Source organism: Rhodococcus sp. USK10 (assembly GCF_019378875.1).
GTDB lineage: Bacteria > Actinomycetota > Actinomycetes > Mycobacteriales > Mycobacteriaceae > Rhodococcus_F > Rhodococcus_F pseudokoreensis.
The window spans coordinates 404,354-421,853 of the sequence record NZ_CP076047.1; the positions used below are offsets into that span (position 1 = coordinate 404,354).

Annotated in this window: 17 protein-coding genes and 1 pseudogene; 5 read left to right on the plus strand and 13 right to left on the minus strand. The window is 62.9% G+C overall.

Features of this window, described 5'->3' with window-relative positions; all coding sequences use genetic code 11:
* Positions 1-60: 60 nt before the first annotated feature.
* From I1A62_RS02575 to I1A62_RS02585, 3 genes are all read right to left on the minus strand, one after another.
* Positions 61-429, minus strand: coding sequence for an Lsr2 family protein (locus I1A62_RS02575; RefSeq protein WP_072951045.1), 369 nt, complete (start codon positions 427-429; stop codon positions 61-63).
* A gap of 251 nt (positions 430-680) precedes the next feature.
* Positions 681-2,402, minus strand: a complete 1,722-nt coding sequence (locus tag I1A62_RS02580) for a zinc-ribbon domain-containing protein (RefSeq protein ID WP_308340734.1) — start codon at positions 2,400-2,402, stop codon at positions 681-683.
* 330 nt (positions 2,403-2,732) lie between these two features.
* Positions 2,733-4,439, minus strand: a complete 1,707-nt coding sequence (locus I1A62_RS02585; RefSeq protein ID WP_219453894.1) for a DEAD/DEAH box helicase family protein — start codon at positions 4,437-4,439, stop codon at positions 2,733-2,735.
* Positions 4,440-4,761: 322 nt separating this feature from the next.
* On the opposite strand from I1A62_RS02585, the gene I1A62_RS02590 reads away from it, so the two are divergent.
* The 4 genes and pseudogenes from I1A62_RS02590 to I1A62_RS02605 all read left to right on the plus strand — a co-directional run.
* Entirely contained in the window at positions 4,762-5,175 is a 414-nt protein-coding gene (locus I1A62_RS02590; RefSeq protein WP_174705570.1) for a hypothetical protein, read from the plus strand.
* Positions 5,176-5,300: 125 nt separating this feature from the next.
* A complete protein-coding gene (locus I1A62_RS02595) occupies positions 5,301-5,552 on the plus strand; it encodes a type II toxin-antitoxin system Phd/YefM family antitoxin (RefSeq protein ID WP_005569061.1) in 252 nt (83 codons plus the stop codon).
* On the plus strand, positions 5,549-5,809 hold the full coding sequence (locus I1A62_RS02600) for a Txe/YoeB family addiction module toxin (RefSeq protein ID WP_072948949.1): 261 nt from the start codon (positions 5,549-5,551) through the stop codon (positions 5,807-5,809). The genes I1A62_RS02595 and I1A62_RS02600 overlap by 4 nt, the downstream gene beginning before the upstream one ends.
* A gap of 165 nt (positions 5,810-5,974) precedes the next feature.
* A pseudogene (locus I1A62_RS02605) lies at positions 5,975-6,235 on the plus strand (alpha/beta fold hydrolase); the annotation flags it as partial.
* A 398-nt stretch (positions 6,236-6,633) separates the two neighbouring features.
* Here I1A62_RS02605 and I1A62_RS02610 read toward each other — a convergent pair.
* From I1A62_RS02610 to I1A62_RS02630, 5 genes are all read right to left on the minus strand, one after another.
* Positions 6,634-7,641 (minus strand): acyl-CoA dehydrogenase family protein, encoded by a 1,008-nt coding sequence (locus I1A62_RS02610; protein ID WP_219453895.1) that lies wholly within the window; start codon positions 7,639-7,641, stop codon positions 6,634-6,636.
* A 247-nt stretch (positions 7,642-7,888) separates the two neighbouring features.
* On the minus strand, positions 7,889-8,830 hold the full coding sequence (locus I1A62_RS02615) for a Rep protein (protein WP_257890379.1): 942 nt from the start codon (positions 8,828-8,830) through the stop codon (positions 7,889-7,891).
* Positions 8,831-9,569: 739 nt separating this feature from the next.
* A complete protein-coding gene (locus tag I1A62_RS02620; protein WP_219453899.1) occupies positions 9,570-9,890 on the minus strand; it encodes a hypothetical protein in 321 nt (106 codons plus the stop codon).
* Positions 9,887-10,381: a hypothetical protein gene (locus I1A62_RS02625; RefSeq protein ID WP_219453901.1), complete on the minus strand. Its 495-nt coding sequence runs from the start codon at positions 10,379-10,381 to the stop codon at positions 9,887-9,889. Before I1A62_RS02625 ends, I1A62_RS02620 begins: the two co-directional genes overlap by 4 nt.
* Complete coding sequence (locus tag I1A62_RS02630) at positions 10,378-10,689, minus strand: hypothetical protein (RefSeq protein WP_219453902.1); 312 nt, start codon at positions 10,687-10,689, stop codon at positions 10,378-10,380. Before I1A62_RS02630 ends, I1A62_RS02625 begins: the two co-directional genes overlap by 4 nt.
* 1,134 nt (positions 10,690-11,823) lie before the next feature.
* On the opposite strand from I1A62_RS02630, the gene I1A62_RS02635 reads away from it, so the two are divergent.
* Positions 11,824-12,174, plus strand: coding sequence for a helix-turn-helix domain-containing protein (locus I1A62_RS02635; protein WP_124391003.1), 351 nt, complete (start codon positions 11,824-11,826; stop codon positions 12,172-12,174).
* On the opposite strand, the gene I1A62_RS02640 is transcribed toward I1A62_RS02635, so the two are convergent.
* The 5 genes from I1A62_RS02640 to I1A62_RS45750 form a co-directional block, all read right to left on the minus strand.
* A complete protein-coding gene (locus I1A62_RS02640) occupies positions 12,171-12,770 on the minus strand; it encodes a phosphatase PAP2 family protein (RefSeq protein ID WP_225858022.1) in 600 nt (199 codons plus the stop codon). The genes I1A62_RS02635 and I1A62_RS02640 overlap by 4 nt on opposite strands.
* Complete coding sequence (locus tag I1A62_RS02645) at positions 12,767-13,855, minus strand: hypothetical protein (protein WP_219453904.1); 1,089 nt, start codon at positions 13,853-13,855, stop codon at positions 12,767-12,769. The genes I1A62_RS02640 and I1A62_RS02645 overlap by 4 nt, the downstream gene beginning before the upstream one ends.
* Positions 13,856-14,714: 859 nt before the next feature.
* Positions 14,715-16,168 (minus strand): IS3 family transposase gene (locus I1A62_RS02650; protein ID WP_257890339.1). Its coding sequence is split into 2 segments (ribosomal slippage): positions 14,715-15,796 and positions 15,796-16,168, totalling 1,455 coding nucleotides; the frame shifts between segments, so codons are not numbered across the junction.
* A gap of 139 nt (positions 16,169-16,307) precedes the next feature.
* The gene (locus I1A62_RS02655; RefSeq protein ID WP_219453906.1) at positions 16,308-16,871 is read right to left on the minus strand and encodes a hypothetical protein; all 564 of its coding nucleotides are present in this window, start codon (positions 16,869-16,871) and stop codon (positions 16,308-16,310) included.
* Between the two features lie 62 nt (positions 16,872-16,933).
* Entirely contained in the window at positions 16,934-17,323 is a 390-nt protein-coding gene (locus I1A62_RS45750) for a hypothetical protein (RefSeq protein WP_257890380.1), read from the minus strand.
* Between the last annotated feature and the right edge of the window lie 177 nt (positions 17,324-17,500).

A 17,500-nucleotide genomic window follows, 5' to 3' on the forward strand; every position in this document is an offset into this window, starting at 1 on the left:
CTTCCACTCCATCCACTCCGCCGTGGAACTCAATTAACAACTGCGCTCTCCTAATGGTCGTCAGTGAGCAGCGTTGTACGCTTCCGCGATCTCGGTAGGAATGCGCCCGCGGACCCCGATGTCATACCCCTGCTCCTGGGCCCATTCCCGCACTCCCCTCACATGATCACGGTCCCGCCGTGCGGGCTTCCGCTTGACCTCATCACCCGACGCGAGTGTGCCCGCTGATCGATTCTTGCGGCCACCTACCCGTGTGGCGTGATCGATGTAGTAATCAAGCTTCTTGTGGAAGTCCTTCGCATTCTTCGCCGACAAATCAATCTCGTAGTCGATTCCATTCACGGAGAATGCGATCGTCTCACCCTTGCCCTCCACAATGGGGGATCCGTCGATATCGTCGACATGCTCGACAACTACTTGGCGCGCCATTTCAACTCCTTCGTCACCTTCCGCACCCACTCTACGTCCATTACGCACCGCTCGCTCCAATGAATATGAGCGAGTCGGATTGCGACATCAAGAATGGCTAATCGGTCGGATAGCTATGGAAGGTACCTCATCAGCAAGAGGGCGAGGCCCAACTACGCCGACTCCCAACGTCGAATGGATTTCGTCGTGACACCAATCGTAAAACCATTCGCCGACCCGACTAGATCCGAGTGGAGCCGCTGAGAATAGGTTCAGACCCCTTTGCTCGCATCGCTTTCGCGGGCAAAGGCACCGGGCGTCTTCCTCGATCGCCTTGGGCAGATGCCCCGTCGATGAGTTCTCGATCGGACCCTGCTCTTGATCGGCGACGACCACTCGTGTCCGCAGTCGCTGCACCTCCACCAAATCATCCTGGCACTGTTCACGCCGACCTGATCTGGTGTGATGTTGGAGTTTCTATCCCAGTTCCAATCTGCGACGACGTCCGGCCGCTTGTCGGCCAGTGACGCACCTGGCTTCGGCGGGCGACTACTGCCAGCCTTGCGCGAACAGATGCGACAGCCGCGTCCATATGTGCGGGCTTGAACGCGCGACCTCCAGGTGTGGGAGCACACAACGCATCTCCACCACACGATGGCGGCGGTGTGGGGAGCCACATTGAACGGTGTGAGTGGGTCGTTCTTGGTCGGATGCCAGTCGGCCGCGAGGTCTGGGTATTCGGCTCCGAGGGAGCGAGCAAGTTCTCGCTGCAGCTCAATTGCCGCGGCCCGGGACGCCCACGGCATCTCGGATAGCAAGTATTCTTCGGCATATTCGATTCGGTAGTCGAGCTCCAGAAGCTTCGTAAGGACGAGCTTGGCGCGGTCGAGCTCTCTGTCCTTTCGTGTCACGTGGACCTCGTTGGCTGTGATCTGCGGAAGGTCGACGCGGACGCGTACGACTGTCCAGCCTGCGTCGGTCAGTGCGGTGGTTTTGACGCGGTCCTGGTTTACGTTGTGTGGAAACTTGTGGTAGTGGTGCCCGTCGAGCTCAATTATCAGCCGCCACTCGGGGCAGAGCATGTCGCAATTGTAGGAACGAGCCGGGGATTCGAGGCGAACCTTTCTTTTGACCGGGTCGAGTGGGACACCTGCTGCGATCAGTTCACATCGGAGTTTGATCTCTTCCCCGCTGGTACCCCAGAGCCGGCATCCTGGGCAGCCGCTTCCTTTGGTGCTGTGGCTCCGTTGGTTGATGGTGGTTTCCCATTCGTGACCGCAGGTTTTGCACAGCCACCAGACCTCTTGCGAGCTTCCGAAGCTGTATTGGCCCGGGCCGCGTCCGTTCCTGGCCCAGTTCCAATCCGCGGCGAGGTCGGGTCGGCGCTTTGTGAGGGAGTTTCCTGACTTCGGTGTCTTCATCTTTGCGTTGTGGGATCTCCGGCCGCATTGAGGGCAACCGTGCCCTGCAAGCCGAACACCGACCGTGGTCCTCCACTCAGATCCGCACTGTCGGCATGTCCACCAGACTCGGTCCCGAGAGGTGACGTGCTCTGCGCTCGCGTCAGAGTTCTTCGACTTGTGAAACTCTTCGAGAAGGTCAGGTCGGTGGCCGAGTGACATTGCATTCCGTTTGTTGGCCCGAGTTTGCATAGTGGTGCTAGCGCTGAGTTTCCAGCATGACGGGCACCCCATGATCCGGTGTGAACCCGTGGTCTCGGTCGACCGGATTCTTGTCCGAGGCGCGCTCAACCATTCATGCCCACACTTCTGGCAGCGCCACCAAATAGGCTTGTTGGTCCCGTAGCTGACGCGGTCCGCGGTGAGGTCGCCGTTCCGGTCTGGGTGCCATTCAACAACCAAATACGGTGCCCTCTCAGCGACTGAAAGCTGGCCTCGGGTCGTCATGCGCCGAAAGTAGCAGCGCGCACTGACAGTTGAAGCGGGGATGGCTCGGTCAGTGCGTGTGTTGTGGGGCTGCAACCCCGCGGTCATGTCGCGGATCCTCGCGGTGTGGTCGGGCCTTGGCAACGGCGGTCCGCTCGATTGCTGGGATGTCCGTGGATCATCGGACAGGGTTTGGCCTTTGGTTTGCCGCAGGGCACGGCGAATCTGCTGACTTGCATCGCAGAAGGATGGCGAGGTGACCACCAGCGGCGTAGCAAAGACGCCGGCCGGACGACGAAGGAGTTCGTATCCCGCCGCGGCATTGCCGAGTCGGTCTTCTGTCCACCAAGGTGGACACCCAACTGTGAGCACACTCGCGGGGCGATATGCATATCCGCTCACTCGTGTTTGCGGAGGTCCGTGGTCCTGGCATCATTCCTACTCGAATATGCTTTCGGGAAGCCAGTCTGCGTCGAACAGCCGCGCGAGCTTCGCGAATGCCTCGAGATCGCCATCGACACTGGCTGATGTCACCATGAGCCGACTGATCATGATCCGAGCCGCTTGCTCCTCCACCGTTCCGGTGGCGAACAGGAGTGACCATGAGCAAACCTGCCCGTCGCGATGCGCGCGACCCATCGTTTGGCGTGCGGCAATTCCGGAGTAGCGAGGCTGGTGGAAGAACCCGATGCGGCGTGCGGATGAGGCTCGGGAACCGTCGACCATCAACTCGGACGCCTGCAGGTTGATCGAAGATGCGGTGTTGAACACCACGACCGGGTTGTGGCCGCGCTGAAATCTGATGCGTTCCGTCTCGAGATCGCCGCCGCCGAAGATGCGTGAGACGCCAATGCCGTGCTCCTCCACGAGGTTGGCTACCGGGTCGGCGGCCGTGGTGACCAATTCGACGGCGACGAGTACCTGGTAGCCGCGTTCGACGTGTGCGGCTACCAACTCGGCGGTCTGCGGGGCTCTCAGCATGCCTGCTTTCTGCCGGAACCGCATCAGGGCGGCACGGCCGCGGGCGGTGTCGTTCCCTTGGCGGGCGATCTTCATCGCGCTCCGGAACTCGCTCCAGTCCTGGTGGTACGCAGCCCATTGGGTGGCGGTGAAGTCGAGTGGCAGGCCGTCGATAGGTGGCGGCCCCCAGGGCGCGTCGCGATGCATCATGACGGGCGGGTCGCAGTCGGTCATCCATTTCCGGACGCGGGTGACGGCCTGATGCTGCAGCTGCTGAGAGCCTTTTGCTTGGTCGTTCCAGTCCCATTTGCCCTTGTCCCACCCGGGAGCCAGGGGAAGTCCGTGCTCGACCAGCTTCTTGCCAAGATCGGCCCACTCGCCCGGCGGGTCATCGTGCAGTTGCGCGAAAAGCGAGGACAAGTAGGTGTATTCGCCTGGGTGATGACCCGGCGTCGCCGTCACGGTGATGACGAACGGCGCCTTCTCTGGCGTCGCGGCGAGGCGGTTGACGCGCCGCTGGTACTGGGTGCGCTGGGCCGTGAGATGCCTGAATTGCTGTGCCTCGTCATTGATGACGAGGGAGAAGGAGTACTTCGGTTGGCCGTTGCGTCCGAGCAACTTCTTGAGCTGGTCCGGGGAGATGATCAGCCACCGATAGCCACCGTCGCCGAACGCAGCGAGGGCGTCGCGCCACGCGGCGATGGTGATCTGGGCTGGCCGGTCCACGGTGATGAGTACGGTGTCGCCGCCCCCTAATTTCAGCGCAGCTTTCGCGCCGAGGATTGCGCTGCCGGTCTTGCCTACACCGGGCTCGTCGGCCAACAAGAATCCGCGCTTGCCGTGGCGAAAGGCCGTCGCGATCGCCTTCGCGGAGTCCACCTGTTCTGGCCGCGGTGTCTTGTGGAAACCAGTGGCGCCCGGTTGCCGCACGCCGTTGAGGTCCTCTTCGACCCAGCGAGCGTACGAGTACGGTTTCGATGCGTAGACGGCGAGTTCGTCAGGCAATTGAGTGCCGATGTAGGCAAATGCTTTGAGCGCTTTGTAGTACTTGGCACCGGGCGCGGGCGCCCGGTGCGGGACGTCGAGTATCCAGATCTGCTCCCCGTGCCTCGGGGTGGGTATCAGCGGCGCGGCGCTGGCTCGCCTGGGACTGGAGCGTCGCTGGGTGGTCTTCCGTGCGGCCATGAGTGCAGGCTATTCCCAAGGCGAATCGACGGGATCGACGACGTCGACTGCGGCCAGTGTGGCGGCGACCGTCGCAGCGGCTGGAGCCAAGGAATCGCGGGCTGTCGCTGCGGGCGCGAGGGCCGACGCAACGGCAGGTCGATTATCTACGTCGATGGTCTCCACAACCTCGGGTTCGGCCGACGGTTACAACGCTGTCGACACTATATTGATCTGCGATGCAGCCACGAAGCCTGGGAGTCGATCTCGATCTGCAGTTTCGACGACCATCCGAGGATTATCGCCCGGTCGTAACGCAGAGCGACCGTGAGCATCGCATCGAATGACCCCCCTCGCTGCGCTGGGATCCGCGTCCGGTGCCTTCATCGTCCGCGACGGCACGCGGCGTATCCGGATCGCCGGCCACCGCGGCGCGCATCGGTGGCGCCGCGTCGGCGTCCGGGGCCGAGTCTGGGACCGGAAGACCGACGATGCGGGCGAGTTCTGCATTCGTCGGATTGCGCAGCACCGTCTCGCCGTGCCAGATCGCGACGGGAGTGTCCTCGGAGGCGACGTCCAGGCTGCGCAGCAGCTGCTCCGCCCGTTTGTCTCGCTGCGGGTCCTCACTCTCGGATTTTCGATCCGGATGGGCGTCGGCCAGGGATCGCTGCGCAGCCCCGCAGCGGTTGGTGGACGCGCTCGGTCCCGGGTCCGGACGAGTCGCTCGCCGGAGCGGCGGGGGATCGGCGGGCGGTGAGGGGATGCGGACCACGGGGTGAATTTCGTTCTTGAGCTCGCACCACGGTGGGTCGTCCCCTTCGTTTGCGGAAGCATGTCGGGTTACGTACAATTTCTTGTACGTGATAACTGGAGGTGTGCTCAATGCGAACCATGACCTACTCGGAGTCTCGCGCGCGGTACGCCGAGGTCCTCAACGCCGTCGTCGATGACCGGGAAGAAATCGTCATCACGCGGGCAGGTCACGAGCCGGTGGTGATGGTTTCGCTCGACGATTATGAGTCGTTGAAGGAAACGGCATACTTGCTCAGGAGTCCGGAGAACGCCCGCCGGCTGCTGGCGTCGATCGATCGGTTGGAGTCCGGCGGGGGAACTGTCCGGGATCTGGCTGAATGAAGCTTGTCTGGGACGAGTCTGCGTGGGAGGACTACGTCTGGTGGCAGGCGCAGGATCGGAAGATCGTCAAGCGGATCAACACACTACTCAAGGATGTCGAACGCAACGGGAATGACGGAATCGGCAAGCCCGAGCCCCTCAAGCACGGTTTTCAGGGCTACTGGTCCCGGCGTATCACCGATGAGCACCGGCTGGTTTATAAAATTGTCGATGATCAGATCCGCATTGCTGCCTGCCGTTACCACTACGGACACTGATTGCGCTCACCACGGCGGCGGGGCTTGTCGACAACGACTACGGAATGGTTCTAGTCCACTGGTATGACGCTCCGACTGTCCGCGTTTCGGGAGGGCGTGTAGTAGGCACGATTGGTGGCTGAGGTGTGGCCGACCCACCGAGTTGGGGGACATCTTGGTTGCGTGGCCGGCTCGCGCTGGTATCGCACATTCCTGACGCGAGAATTGATCCGTACCGGTGAAGTCGCGAATACCTCCGTTGATGTTCCGATGCGGTTCCTGCACGGAGTGGGGGACCCGGTGATCACTCCGACGCTGCTGCGCGGGTATGCCGAGCACACAGATGGTTTTCGGCTCGAGACGGTCGACGGCGTCGGTCACTGGGTTGTCGATCAACGACCTGAGCTGGTGCTTGAGCGACTTCGAGCGTTCCTGCATGACACCTGAGGTGTATCGCTGATTCGCTTGTGTTGGGCATTGACCGTGCCAGACATTGCAGAGAGATCGCCATCCGGTCTGGTCGCACCCACGATCCGGGGTGCAGGTGATGCACCGTGCATCACGCTGGGCTCGTTGCAGACGATCGTTGTGAGGACTTGGGTGCTCGCGTGGTGGGCTCCCGTCGGTGGGTGCACGCCCTGTTGCGATAAATCGAAGATCGTGTTGCTTTGGCCGGGCTTGGTGCAGGCCTGGCGGATCTGTGCGAGTGCGGATTCCCGCTGTTCGTGGACGGCGTGCCGGGAGCGGGACGCCGGCAATGGGACCGAGGATGTGTGAGCAGCTTGCCGCTACTGTCGTGAACGTCTGACTCGGTTCGGGTGTCATCGCGCCTCGGTCTCGAAGGTTCACTGGGGGTGACAGGTGGTCAGGATGCGTGACTTGACTTCCGGGATGGTGGTGCAGACCATGCTGAAGGCGGCTTCCCGGACCATTCTCTCGGTGGGTTCGCCGCGTTGGACGGATCGGCTTCCTGCGGCGGTGGCGACGTAATTGGCGGCGGTGACGGCGAATTGGCTGGCGCGGGCGCGGGCGTCGTAGATGTCTCCGTCGCCAGTGGCCGCGTTGTTGAGAGCCTCGCGGATGGTGGTGTGTGTTTCCCACAGTGGTGGGGAGGGGTGTCCGATGCGGGCGGCTTCGGTCAGGCATGCTCTCGCCACGCCGAGGGCGAGGGAGCCGTTGATCCGGAGAATCGCCCGGTCCGCGATGCTGAGTCCGCCGCGAGGAGTCTTTCGGACGTGGATGACTGCGGTGTGGGGGATGTCGTGTCCGTTAAAGGTCAGTTGCACGGTGTTGGATGCGTCGGCCGCGGACAGCGGGATTCGCTTCGAGTGGATGTTCGGGCCGTCGATGGCGTCGATGAGGAAGGTGACGGTTTTGTCTGCTCGGGTGTCGTATGCGGTGACGCCGATGACGTCGACGTAGCCCCATCCCGTGACAAACGGCGCCCGCCCGGTAATGGTGTATCCATCGTCGGTTTCGGTGGCGACGACCAGGGGGTTGTCCGGGTTGGCGTAGCCGCTACCGGAAACGCCGGCCGTGACGGCGCCGCTTCGCAGGTCGGCGAGAAATTGTGCCTTGAGGGCATCGTTCCTCGACATCATCAACCGGAGCAGGGTCCCGTGGTGCTGTGCCCAGACGAATGCGGTCGCCAGGCACCCACTGACGAGGATCTCGCCGACGTCCGCGAGGGTGCTGACGGGATCCGTGGAGGCGAAGGCGAGGCCGTAGAACCCCTGGTCGCGCAGTGTTTCGAAGTGCGATTGCGGGATCATCCCCGACCCGTCCACCTCCGTCGCGGCTGGTCGCAGTACCTCGTCGGTGAGGTGCTGCGCTTGCTGTACCCAGTCAGTCATGGTGACACCGTATCCATCATGCGCCGCACCACGCCGACCCACTGCAACGGTGGGCGGTTCCGTTCATCCCTGACCGCCAACGAGCCTCGAACTGCCGCAGAGAGATCCGTTGAGACAAAACACGATCCAGGTAGACTCGTATCCGGTCTTGTTGCCCTCAGAAGTAATGTCCGGTCGATTATCTGGTGTGCGGCCCGGTGCCGGCGGATGACTCCTCGGGAGCTCAGTGCACCTCCATCCGAATGGCTCATCGGAGGTCAACTCGCTGATGTGTGGTGTGATCCAGGGTTCGGCGGATCTGAGCAAGCGCGGCTTGCCGCTGTTCGGGGGTTGCTTGTGTGGCGTTGCGTTGTGCGATCGCGGTGCGGCGGGCTGCCTGCTCGCGGCGCCGTTCTGCGTCGGCTGTGGCGCGGAGTTGGGTGGGGGATGGCCCGGTCCAGTTGATGTGGGTGAGTCGCCAGCGGAGCAGGGCGACGGGTGCTTCGATGTGGTCGGTTGTGGGCCAGGTCCAGCCGCGTTCTCGGGTGTCTCGGTCGAGGGTGTGTGCGATGTCGTGGCCGGTCCAGTGGGTGGTGTCGATGCCGGCGGCCTGGAGAGTGTCGCAGATGTGGCCGATATGGTCGTGGGCGAGAACAGGGGAGCGGGAGGCGAGGGTGGCGGCTGCTCGTTGGAGGTGGAGTGGTCGAGGTTGCCGGGTGGATGTGGTGTGCCGCGCATGTGCGCGTTGGTGAGTACTTCGTAACGAAAGAATATGTGTAGGAACGTAAGTACTGGGGGATAGGGTGTCAGCGCCGGTGGCCTGGGGATGAGTTGCGGTGGTGGGTTGTTGGGGTCGTGTGCGGTGGCGCGCGAGGCGTCGGGTGGCGCGGGTGCGGTGGGGCCGCTGGGGTCGGCTCGCGGGTGGGGGAGTGGTGTCGACGATGTGTTTCGGGGAGCTGAGTGCCCACACGGAGGCTGCTTGGTGCTGTTGGCCGCCGTGGTGGAGTTCGGCGGCCATGTATTCCTGGGTGCGGAGTGTTCGTCCGCGTTCGAGCTCGATGCCCATGTGGAGGGTTTTGAGCACGCGGCGGGCGCGGTTGACGACTGAGAGTGAGACGCCGGCGTGGTGTGCGATGAGTTGCCGGGAGGCGGTAACACCACGGCCGGTGGTGGAATCCGCGAATCGGGCATGGGCTGCGGCGACGGCCATCAGGCGTTCGATGCTGATGCTGTGGGTGGTGAGTGCGGCCTGGCCGATGGTGTTGTGGGTGATGTGGTGGCGTACCTGGCGTAACCATTCGATGCGTCCGGACCAGACGGGGATGGTGGCTTCGCATCCTGGTGTGGTGGGGAGGGTGAAGGAGTTGCCGCGTTGCCCGGTATCGCGGTTGTACTGGTGGAGCTCGTTGATTGCTTGGGTGGCGGCGTAGACGGACTCTTCCCATGTGACGACTTCCGCAGACTGCGGAATGTGCGTACCGGCATGGGCCGATGATCTGGTGTCGATGGGCGAAACGAGTTGTGTTGAGGCAGATTCAGGATATGCGTTATCCTGGGACGTGGTACCTGGCACAGGTAGTCCCTTCGGGGAATGCAGTACGAGCGTCGGAAGCGTCAACTTCCGACACTCACCCTCAGAGAATGTGACGGCTCGGCAAAGCCTTCACCCTCTCGGTTGAGGAGGACCGGCAAGTCCTCCTCAACGAAATGCCGCGGAGCGGTTCGTCAAGCTGAAACCACCCCCACCCAAGGGGGTTTTCGTGTTTCTGAGGGTCTGCGCACGAAATTCAGTTATCGGGGTCGCACGGTGGCTACTAGGTCAGGGGCATCGCCTAACTCTGGACGTGATGGGGTGCCGATCCGTCAGGGCGGCCTGCACGAACAGAGAGGTCCGCGCGGGTCCGCTGAATGGATCGGTGAAGGTTGGTTGTGGCCGCAGCCGCACCGGTCTACGCCGACGGCGGTGCCGGCCTCGCACCGAGCAACAGGTGTGCCGCAGTGGTGGCGACCTCACGGATCTGCTCAACCGTCGCCGTCTCGGGATCGGACGCGACGAGGTCGACGACATCGACCAGGGCAGCATGTGATCCCGGGCTGAGACGACACCTGTCCGGTGAGAGCCGGATGGGGCCGTGCAGGTCGATGACGTCCGGGGCGGACATCACGGTCGGCGCGCCCGTGCCGGCGACGAGGAGTGCGCAGATGACGCCCTCAATCGCGACGAGCTCCCACATTCGCCCGTGACGGTCGGTGGCGGCAAGACCCGTCATGCGACTGCCCCTCTCGTCGAGGAGAGATGCAGGCGTGAGTCCCATGCCTCGATGGCCGCCGCGATGCACGCCTCGGCGACCGGTGCCGACTTAGCGGCGAGGTGGGCCCAGAAGGCGGCGGCGACAGCTTCCGCACCACTGAATTGATGGCCACCCAGGTAGTCATGGGCATCGACGGTCGAGTCGGCGACTGCGGACCACGCATACAGTGCCGCTGACGGAGCGCGGCCGACGCCGATCGCAGCGAGCCGGTCGACCGCATCCCATCGGGCAGAAAGGGAGTGGACCGTGCCGGTCGACATATCGCGGCACAACATAGCGATCTTGCATCCCACGGGCACTGAGAAGCCAGGAATGGTGACCAGACCCCACACAGGGTGGGAGTAGAGGTCGGCGAGCCAGCTCCACCGCAGGGACGCTGGCCCTTCAGTGCCGGGGCACTCGATCTCGCCGGTTGCCATGAGCAGGACGCGGTCGGAAAGACTGATCATGCCGCCGACCCCCGTTCGACTGCTCGTTGCCCTTCGACTCGGTTGTAGTACACCCGGAGCCCACGATCGGTCGCGACGGCCGTTCCGTCGTGGCGGTACGCGACGCCGGCCCAGATCATCGACCGCGGCGGTTCCCCCGCGGAGACCATGGCCGACACCTCGGCGCAGCAGGCGGAGAGCCGCGGGCACCGCTGGAGGCATTCCCGTTGCGCGTCGAGGCCGGCGCGGTACGACCCCTCATCGATGTCCCATGACTGCGGGTCAATCGAGCAGGGCAGCACTGTCGGGGCAGGTTGGCGGGCGGTCATGCTGCGTCGCCACCAGCAGCGACGCGCGAGGCGAAGCTCCTCGGAGTCCTCGCTCGGAGGATCGCGTACCCGCGGAGCCGATCGGCAGGTACATGATTGCCGTAGTAATCGAACGCGGCGCCCGCCACGATCTGATCCTGCGGCGGCTCACCCCCACTGATCCGATCACGCAGCGTGGCGCGGCACTGGCTGAGGATCGGGCATTCCCGGCACGAATCGATCGCACGCTGCCACGACGCCAAGTTCTGCCCTGTTAGTTCCCAGGAAGCGGACTTGCCCGCGCACGCGCCTACACCCGGTTCGGGCGTGGTCAACGGGATCATCCCGCGTGCTTCCAACTCGCGGCGGATACGCCGCAGCGGCGGGCAGTCCTTGCACTCGGTGGTGTAGACGAAGCCGCACCGGAAGCAACGCCCCTCAGAGGTTGGCCGGTGTGCGCCCGCAGACCGCAGCAATGCCGCGACCGAAGAGGGAGTGGTTCTCGTCGATGTGTCCGCTGCTCCCTTGCGTCGCGCGAGCTCACGGAGCGCCTCAGCAGCTCGGGGGCACAGTGGCTTCGCCGCCGTGACCGTAGCGCCGCACTCCTCGCAACGCCCATCGGTAGACGCATGTTGTGCTGTGATGCGCACTAGGTCGGCAGTGGCTAACAATCGCGCAGTAGCTTGATGCCGCTTGCGGCGCTCTTTTTGGGTGCCAGCTATCGTGTTCATTGCAGAGACTCCAATCTGCTGATGGTGCCTGAACGGACCGCTAATCCGTTTGAGGCTCGAGCCCCCTGGCCGCCGCTAACGGCCAGGGGGTTTCATTGAAAGAAGGCTTGAACTTAGCTCAACCCCCAAGTCGCTCTCGTGTGCGCTCAACATTTCCGTTGCAGAGCTGCGGACCGCGCACCAGCGGGCACGGAGCCGACCGCCCGGCATGCCCGCCTGACGTCTTCATGCGCGACAGCGGCGCGCCTGAACTCCGTAACACCGCTGCCTCGCCTTCTGTCGTTCATGTGAATGATCTGAGCCTACTTTACTACTGCAAACTTGCAACAGTAAACACTTCCGTAACTACTGCAATAACGCAACGTCACAGCCATCTATACTGATGTCCAACTACCGGCGAAGCTTGAAGTTTGGAGGATGTGCGGTGAGCGAAAGTTTCGCCGAGAGGCTTCGACATCTATTCGACACAGTCCATCCGAAGGGGCGAGGCCCCTACAGTCAGGCTGAAGTGGTCGAGGCCATCCGCGCCGCTGGCGGCAATATGACGCCGGGATACATGTCGCAGTTGCTGTCCGGAAAGCGGTCGTCGCCGAGTTGGACAACGCTGCGCGACATTTGTCGCGTCTTCGCAGTCCCAATGGACTACTTCAATGACGACGAAGTCTACGAGGAGATCAAGGGCTACATCGCCTATATCCAGGAGCTCCGAGACGCCGAGAACCAGAATATTGCAGCGCGAACGTACTTCCCCTTCAGGCGTCCGGAGAAGAACTAGCTGAACAGGGTGTAGGTGCCTCCGGCAATGAAGGCACCCACCAACCCGCCCGCAATGACCTGACCAGTCGTGTGATCGCCGAGCCGCACCCTAGACCACCCGATAACAGGCGTGCCCGACAGTGCCAGTACCCAAACCGGAGACAGGGCGAGCATGAGAATGACGGTGATGCCCGCTGAGACAGCAGTGTGGACACTGACCTTCCACTGGACGACGCTGGTAATCGCCCCGATAGCCATCAACGTCGCGAACCCTGCGGCGGTGAACGCGATGAGCTCGCCGGGTGCGTTGGCGCAGATCTGAATGGCGAGGCCCGCAAGCACGATTGCCAGAATGACGACAATCAGAAGGTGACGTTCTCGGTGCTCGGTCACGTGGTGATTGCCGATCCGCGATCGCCAGATTTCGAACAGAATGAAGGCCATGGGTAGGCCACCGGAAATCATGGCGACGAAGATCCCCCATTCCGGCGACCCAAGGACCACGCCCAGGAAAAGCGACGAGGCGATGTTGAGGACCCAAGGAGCTCCCACCTCAGTCAGTGCTCTGGCAAGGCGATCAACGCGGTCACCGGTTCGATTCTCGGTCATCGTCATTCTGGGACTACCAACTCTTCCTGACGTGCGGTGTTGAAAGCGACGCCGAGAGTGCGCACCCACTCGACGTCTGACAGGCCCTCCGGGGCGCCGAGTGTCGACTTGGTCAGCTCTTCTCGTGTGAAACCGGTGAGGATCCACTCGGCTATTGCAACTGGAGCTTTCTCTTTTGGGAGCGGGTCGCCGTCGGGAAGGCCTTCGGCGCGGGAAGCGACGCTAAGGGCATCCATTACCTCCGCGGCGCGGTCGGCAACGCGATCCGTAGCGCTGCTACCTTCCCAAGAGGGCCGAACGACTCCGGTCCAGTGCGCAGTTAGCGCTCTATGGAGTTCGAGGAAATCTCGCAGCGCCCGGCGTGCGGCCACCCAGTGCGCGATCGTCGGCCACAGCACACCGATGGCGACCATGAGGACACCGACGAGTGCAAGAACCTGGGTGATGTCGAAAACTCGGGGAGTCGGATCGATTGCACCGGTGTGTGCGGCTAGTACGTAAATGATTCGCATGCCGGCGTACACGGTTAGCACGAGAACCCCGGGGCACAGCACCATCAACCCGCGACCGGTCGCAGTCCGTATGTCAACATGGCGGGCTGTCACGATGGTCACGGCAATGCAGAGCAGGAACGGGTAGAGCATCGCGATAATGCTGGCCTCGGCGTAGCCCGAGGTGTGGGCGTATAGGTCGTCGAAAGTGTATCCATCGCGCTGTTCCGGCACTTCCGGCGCAGTCAAGAAGAACGCAACTGACCCGCCGGCGGTGAGCATCGATAGCGACGCATGAAGCCAGAGCAGCTGCGCACGGCGTCTGTCAGACGGAGCCATGAGGTCTGTCACGAGTATGGCTGCGCCAAAGCAGATTCCGCTAAACAGGATCATCTTCACCGCACCTGCGCCATTGGAATGGCCAAGTGCACCCCTCAGCAAGTTCTCGACGAACGGAACGTTGACTGTCATGTGGGCGGCCATACCAGTGAAGACGGTGAGGACGCCGACTAGGTTCCACGTGCGAGACCACCACCACCTGCGGAATCGACTGGCCGCGGCGATCCATAGGAGGATTGCGACCACCGCTGCTACGGTCACCTTATTGCCTCGTCGAGGCGAGCGCGAACTCCGGGATTGGTGGATTTTCGGTTGCTATTCAGTCGTCCAAGGAGTCGGCTCGCGAACGCTTCAGCGTCGATTTCCTCAGCGTTGTGTCCGTCACTGCACTCCCGCCGAAGCATGATCTTCGCCAACCCTTGAGCGGACGCCGGAAGAAACTCTTCAGCGAAGTCTCGGGCAGGTCGACCCCGATGTCCGAGCAGGATGTGTCCGAGTTCATGGGCGAGTGTGCGCTCGCGGGCGTGTACCCACTCTGCGCAGGAAACTTCGTCGCGATCGGGGTACTGAACCCATTGGCCGAATACTCCTAGCGGAAGATTTCTGTTGGATGGATCGACGATAAGAGGGCGACTACGGTCCCGGGCTACTGCCTCCATCAACCCAGAGAGCGTCGTCGCTTCACTTGAGGTCGCGATGCGAAACACGCGATCGACAGCCTCCGAAACACGATTCGTCATTACCAACCTCCGCCCGGGACGACTGTGGCGCAGTTGAATACACGTGTGCCACGTTTTGGTGCTGCATCTGAAGCCGCCCCGACGGGCTCCAGTGAACTCCCGGGTGGGAGCGCGGACGCAAGGTTATCAGTATGGCGGATGGCTGCAACCGGATGGTCGCTGGCACTTCGGTGCGCAGTTAGGCGCGTGTAACCGCGGTTTGCCTGGCGGAGTAAAAACCATCCTAAGGTCGTGTTTGTCTGCTGGAGAATGGAACTGCAGTTTTTAAACTTCGCAACTATCAGTAGTCCGGTGACGATCCGGCGGGGTGGCACACTCACGCTTCCCAACTGTAACTGCGTCGATTCGGAACTTGTCAAGGGAGTTGAGTCCACCGGGTGTTAAGCGGCTGACGTTTCGGCCTCCGCAGAATCGTCGGCGGGGCGGTTGATCCAGACGGTGTCGGGCAGGTCGAGGATCTTCGGCGCTGTCGTAGTGCCGAAGCGGTACGGATGCCTGGCCCGTGCTGCCTCGAGTACCTGCCGACGTTCGGCGGCCTTCGCCGCCGCCAAACCGAAGTGGACGTCGGCGGCAGTGTGTAGCCCGATGCCGGTGTGGCGATGCTCGTGGTTGTACCACTCGGTGAACTGCATCATGAATTCCCTTGCTTCACGCAGCGATCCGAACCGTTCGGGGAACTCCGGTCCATACTTGAGGGTCTTGAACACCGCCTCCGAATACGGGTTGTCGTTCGAGACCCGCGGCCGCGAATGCGAGCGGGTGACCTCGAGATCCGACAGCAGTGACGCGACGGACTTGCTGGTCATCGACGTGCCACGGTCGGCGTGCACGACCTGCGGAATGCCGTGCACCGCGAAGATCTGCTCCATCAACTCCCGTGCCAGCACACCCGATTCGTGTGCGTGGACGTGCACACCGACGATGTACCGCGAGTAGATGTCGATCATCACGTAGGCGTCGTAGTAGCGGCCCTTGTCCGGCCCGGCGAGCTTCGTGATGTCCCACGAGTACACCTGCCGCGGGGCGGTCGCGACCAGCTCCGGGCAGGTCCTCGCCGGGTGCCGGGCGAGCCTGCGGCGTTCACTGACCTGTGCGTTCTCCCGCAGGACGCGGTACATCGTCGACACCGAACACAGGTAGACGCCCTCGTCGAGGAGTTGCGCGTACACCTCGAGCGGCGCCTGATCGACGAACCGGTCACTGTTGAGTGTGTCGAGGATGCGGCGGCGTTCGATCGGGGTGAGCTTGTTCGCCGGCGGATGCGTAGGTCGGACTGGAGCGGAAGGTGTCGGTGCGGCGGCCGCGGCGCGACGCCGGACCGCGGTCGACCGGACCACACCGGTCACTGCGCTTGCTGTTCTCGTCGACATCCCGACGTTGGTCAGTTCGGTCCATGCTGCGGTCAGCGCTTGGTTGGCTTGTCGTCCAAATCCGCTCTCTCGGAGAGCGATTCCAAGAGAGCATGCGCTTTTCCCATGATGTCCAGGGCGGCTTCGGTGGTGGCCAGTCGCTTGTTCGTGCGGTCGAGCTCCCGCTTGAGGCGAGCGATCTCGGCCTGCTCGGCGGTGAGTTTGCCGACCTTCGCGCCGGCGGGTTTGCCGTCGAGGACGCCGGCGTCGCGTTGCTTGCGCCACTCGGTGATGAGGGAGGAGTAGAGGCCCTCGCGGCGCAGGTAGGCGCCGCCTTCGTTCGTCTGGCAGGCCTGCTCGTAGGCGGCCAGGTGCGCGAGCTTGTCCGCCGGGGCGAATGAGCGTCGGCGTGGTCCGTCGGAACGTGGGTGGGAAGACTCCATGTGACCATTGTCCCCGGCTACGGCCAGGCTGGAAATTGTCATTGTCGGGTTGATCCGTATCTCGCCCTGCAGGCGGGGTTGCTGTGAACCGGTGGACTCAACTCAGCCTGACACGCAGGGATTCGCAAGACTCATGTGCGGCGACCGTCGAGAGTCGACGCAAGGGCGAGAATTTGATTCCCTACTGATTGCATTTGATGTGCATGTACATGTCGAAGTCCTCATACGGGGAGTTCACCATCCAGTGCGGCGGGGTATCGTCGTCGACCTGGATTTCGACCGCTCCGACCGATGGCTTGTCCCAGGTAACGCCAAGAGGAAATTGCTTCGTGCTGCCCTTCGGCCGTGTTCTGTTGACAGCCTCGATCGCGGTCGGGGATTCGGCAAAGTCGTGGGCGGGGTAGTTGAGTGTCTCGTTCTCGACCGTGATGGTCTGGGATCCGTGAGTAAGGGTAGCGTGCCACCCGTTCGGTGCGGTGATGTCGACGGTGAGATTGTCGCCCTCGCCGTGGCACTGGACATCGACCTGGTCCGGGGCGGGAAGGGTCACGAGGTCGACGCCTTTGCGGTTGCCGACGCCAATCGCGATGTTTCCGTCCCAACCATCGGATCCGCCGGACGATTCTGCAGGCGTGACGGTACCGGGCCGACCGTCATTCCTCGACGTGCCGGAGCACGCGGTCAGGGTGGCGGCGATCATGCTGGTGAGTGCGAGGCCGACGAGCATGCGGCTGCGGTTGGACATCTGGTCTCCCTTCCTGTTGCCGCAGGGCGGCTTTGTCGAACTTGGTGCGGTGGCTTTTGCTTTCAGTACCGGATTGTGTCGATGAGCCAGCTGCCCCCGGCCTTGGTGAGGGTGACCCAGACGGTTGTGTCGGGAGCGACTGGAACCGCGTTGTCACCGGTGATCGCGGTCTGGTGGATAGTGGCGACTCGGTGAATGAGGGTATCGGTATCTGGCGGGCAACCGGAGCAGCCGATCATCACGTCGGCGACGACCTTCGCTTTCGCGTTGGCCCATTGTCCCCATTGCACGCCTGGACCGCGTTCGGTCGTGACCGGAATGGCCACTTGCGCTGCGAGGGTGTCGGTTAGCCACTCGCGGGCCCGCACGAAGCCGTCGTTGGGGGACTGGTCGGTGGCCGGGTACCAGGTGAATGCGACCGACAGAGCCTGGCGGGCGACGTCTTCCGCCACTGCTGCGTCCGGCGCCGGCGACGCTACGGTTGGCGGAGGTACTGGCGCAAAGGTCGGAGTTGATGTCGTGACTGCCGGTGGCGCCGTAGCTGCCGGTAACGAAGTCTCTATGGGCTTCGTCTGCGGACCCTGTTGAGTCGGTCGGCACGCATACACGAGGATGGTGACCAGAGTTCC

Excerpts from the sequence above, each read along its gene's own strand:
- I1A62_RS02575 (WP_072951045.1), bottom strand. The coding sequence starts at position 429 with ATGGCGCGCCAAGTAGTTGTCGAGCATGTCGACGATATCGACGGATCC.
- I1A62_RS02580 (WP_308340734.1), bottom strand. The coding sequence starts at position 2,402 with ATGACCGCGGGGTTGCAGCCCCACAACACACGCACTGACCGAGCCATC.
- I1A62_RS02585 (WP_219453894.1), bottom strand. The coding sequence starts at position 4,439 with ATGGCCGCACGGAAGACCACCCAGCGACGCTCCAGTCCCAGGCGAGCC.
- I1A62_RS02590 (WP_174705570.1), top strand. The coding sequence starts at position 4,762 with ATGACCCCCCTCGCTGCGCTGGGATCCGCGTCCGGTGCCTTCATCGTC.
- I1A62_RS02595 (WP_005569061.1), top strand. The coding sequence starts at position 5,301 with ATGCGAACCATGACCTACTCGGAGTCTCGCGCGCGGTACGCCGAGGTC.
- I1A62_RS02600 (WP_072948949.1), top strand. The coding sequence starts at position 5,549 with ATGAAGCTTGTCTGGGACGAGTCTGCGTGGGAGGACTACGTCTGGTGG.
- I1A62_RS02610 (WP_219453895.1), bottom strand. The coding sequence starts at position 7,641 with ATGACTGACTGGGTACAGCAAGCGCAGCACCTCACCGACGAGGTACTG.
- I1A62_RS02615 (WP_257890379.1), bottom strand. The coding sequence starts at position 8,830 with ATGGCCGTCGCCGCAGCCCATGCCCGATTCGCGGATTCCACCACCGGC.
- I1A62_RS02620 (WP_219453899.1), bottom strand. The coding sequence starts at position 9,890 with ATGACGGGTCTTGCCGCCACCGACCGTCACGGGCGAATGTGGGAGCTC.
- I1A62_RS02625 (WP_219453901.1), bottom strand. The coding sequence starts at position 10,381 with ATGATCAGTCTTTCCGACCGCGTCCTGCTCATGGCAACCGGCGAGATC.
- I1A62_RS02630 (WP_219453902.1), bottom strand. The coding sequence starts at position 10,689 with ATGACCGCCCGCCAACCTGCCCCGACAGTGCTGCCCTGCTCGATTGAC.
- I1A62_RS02640 (WP_225858022.1), bottom strand. The coding sequence starts at position 12,770 with ATGACGATGACCGAGAATCGAACCGGTGACCGCGTTGATCGCCTTGCC.
- I1A62_RS02655 (WP_219453906.1), bottom strand. The coding sequence starts at position 16,871 with ATGTCCAACCGCAGCCGCATGCTCGTCGGCCTCGCACTCACCAGCATG.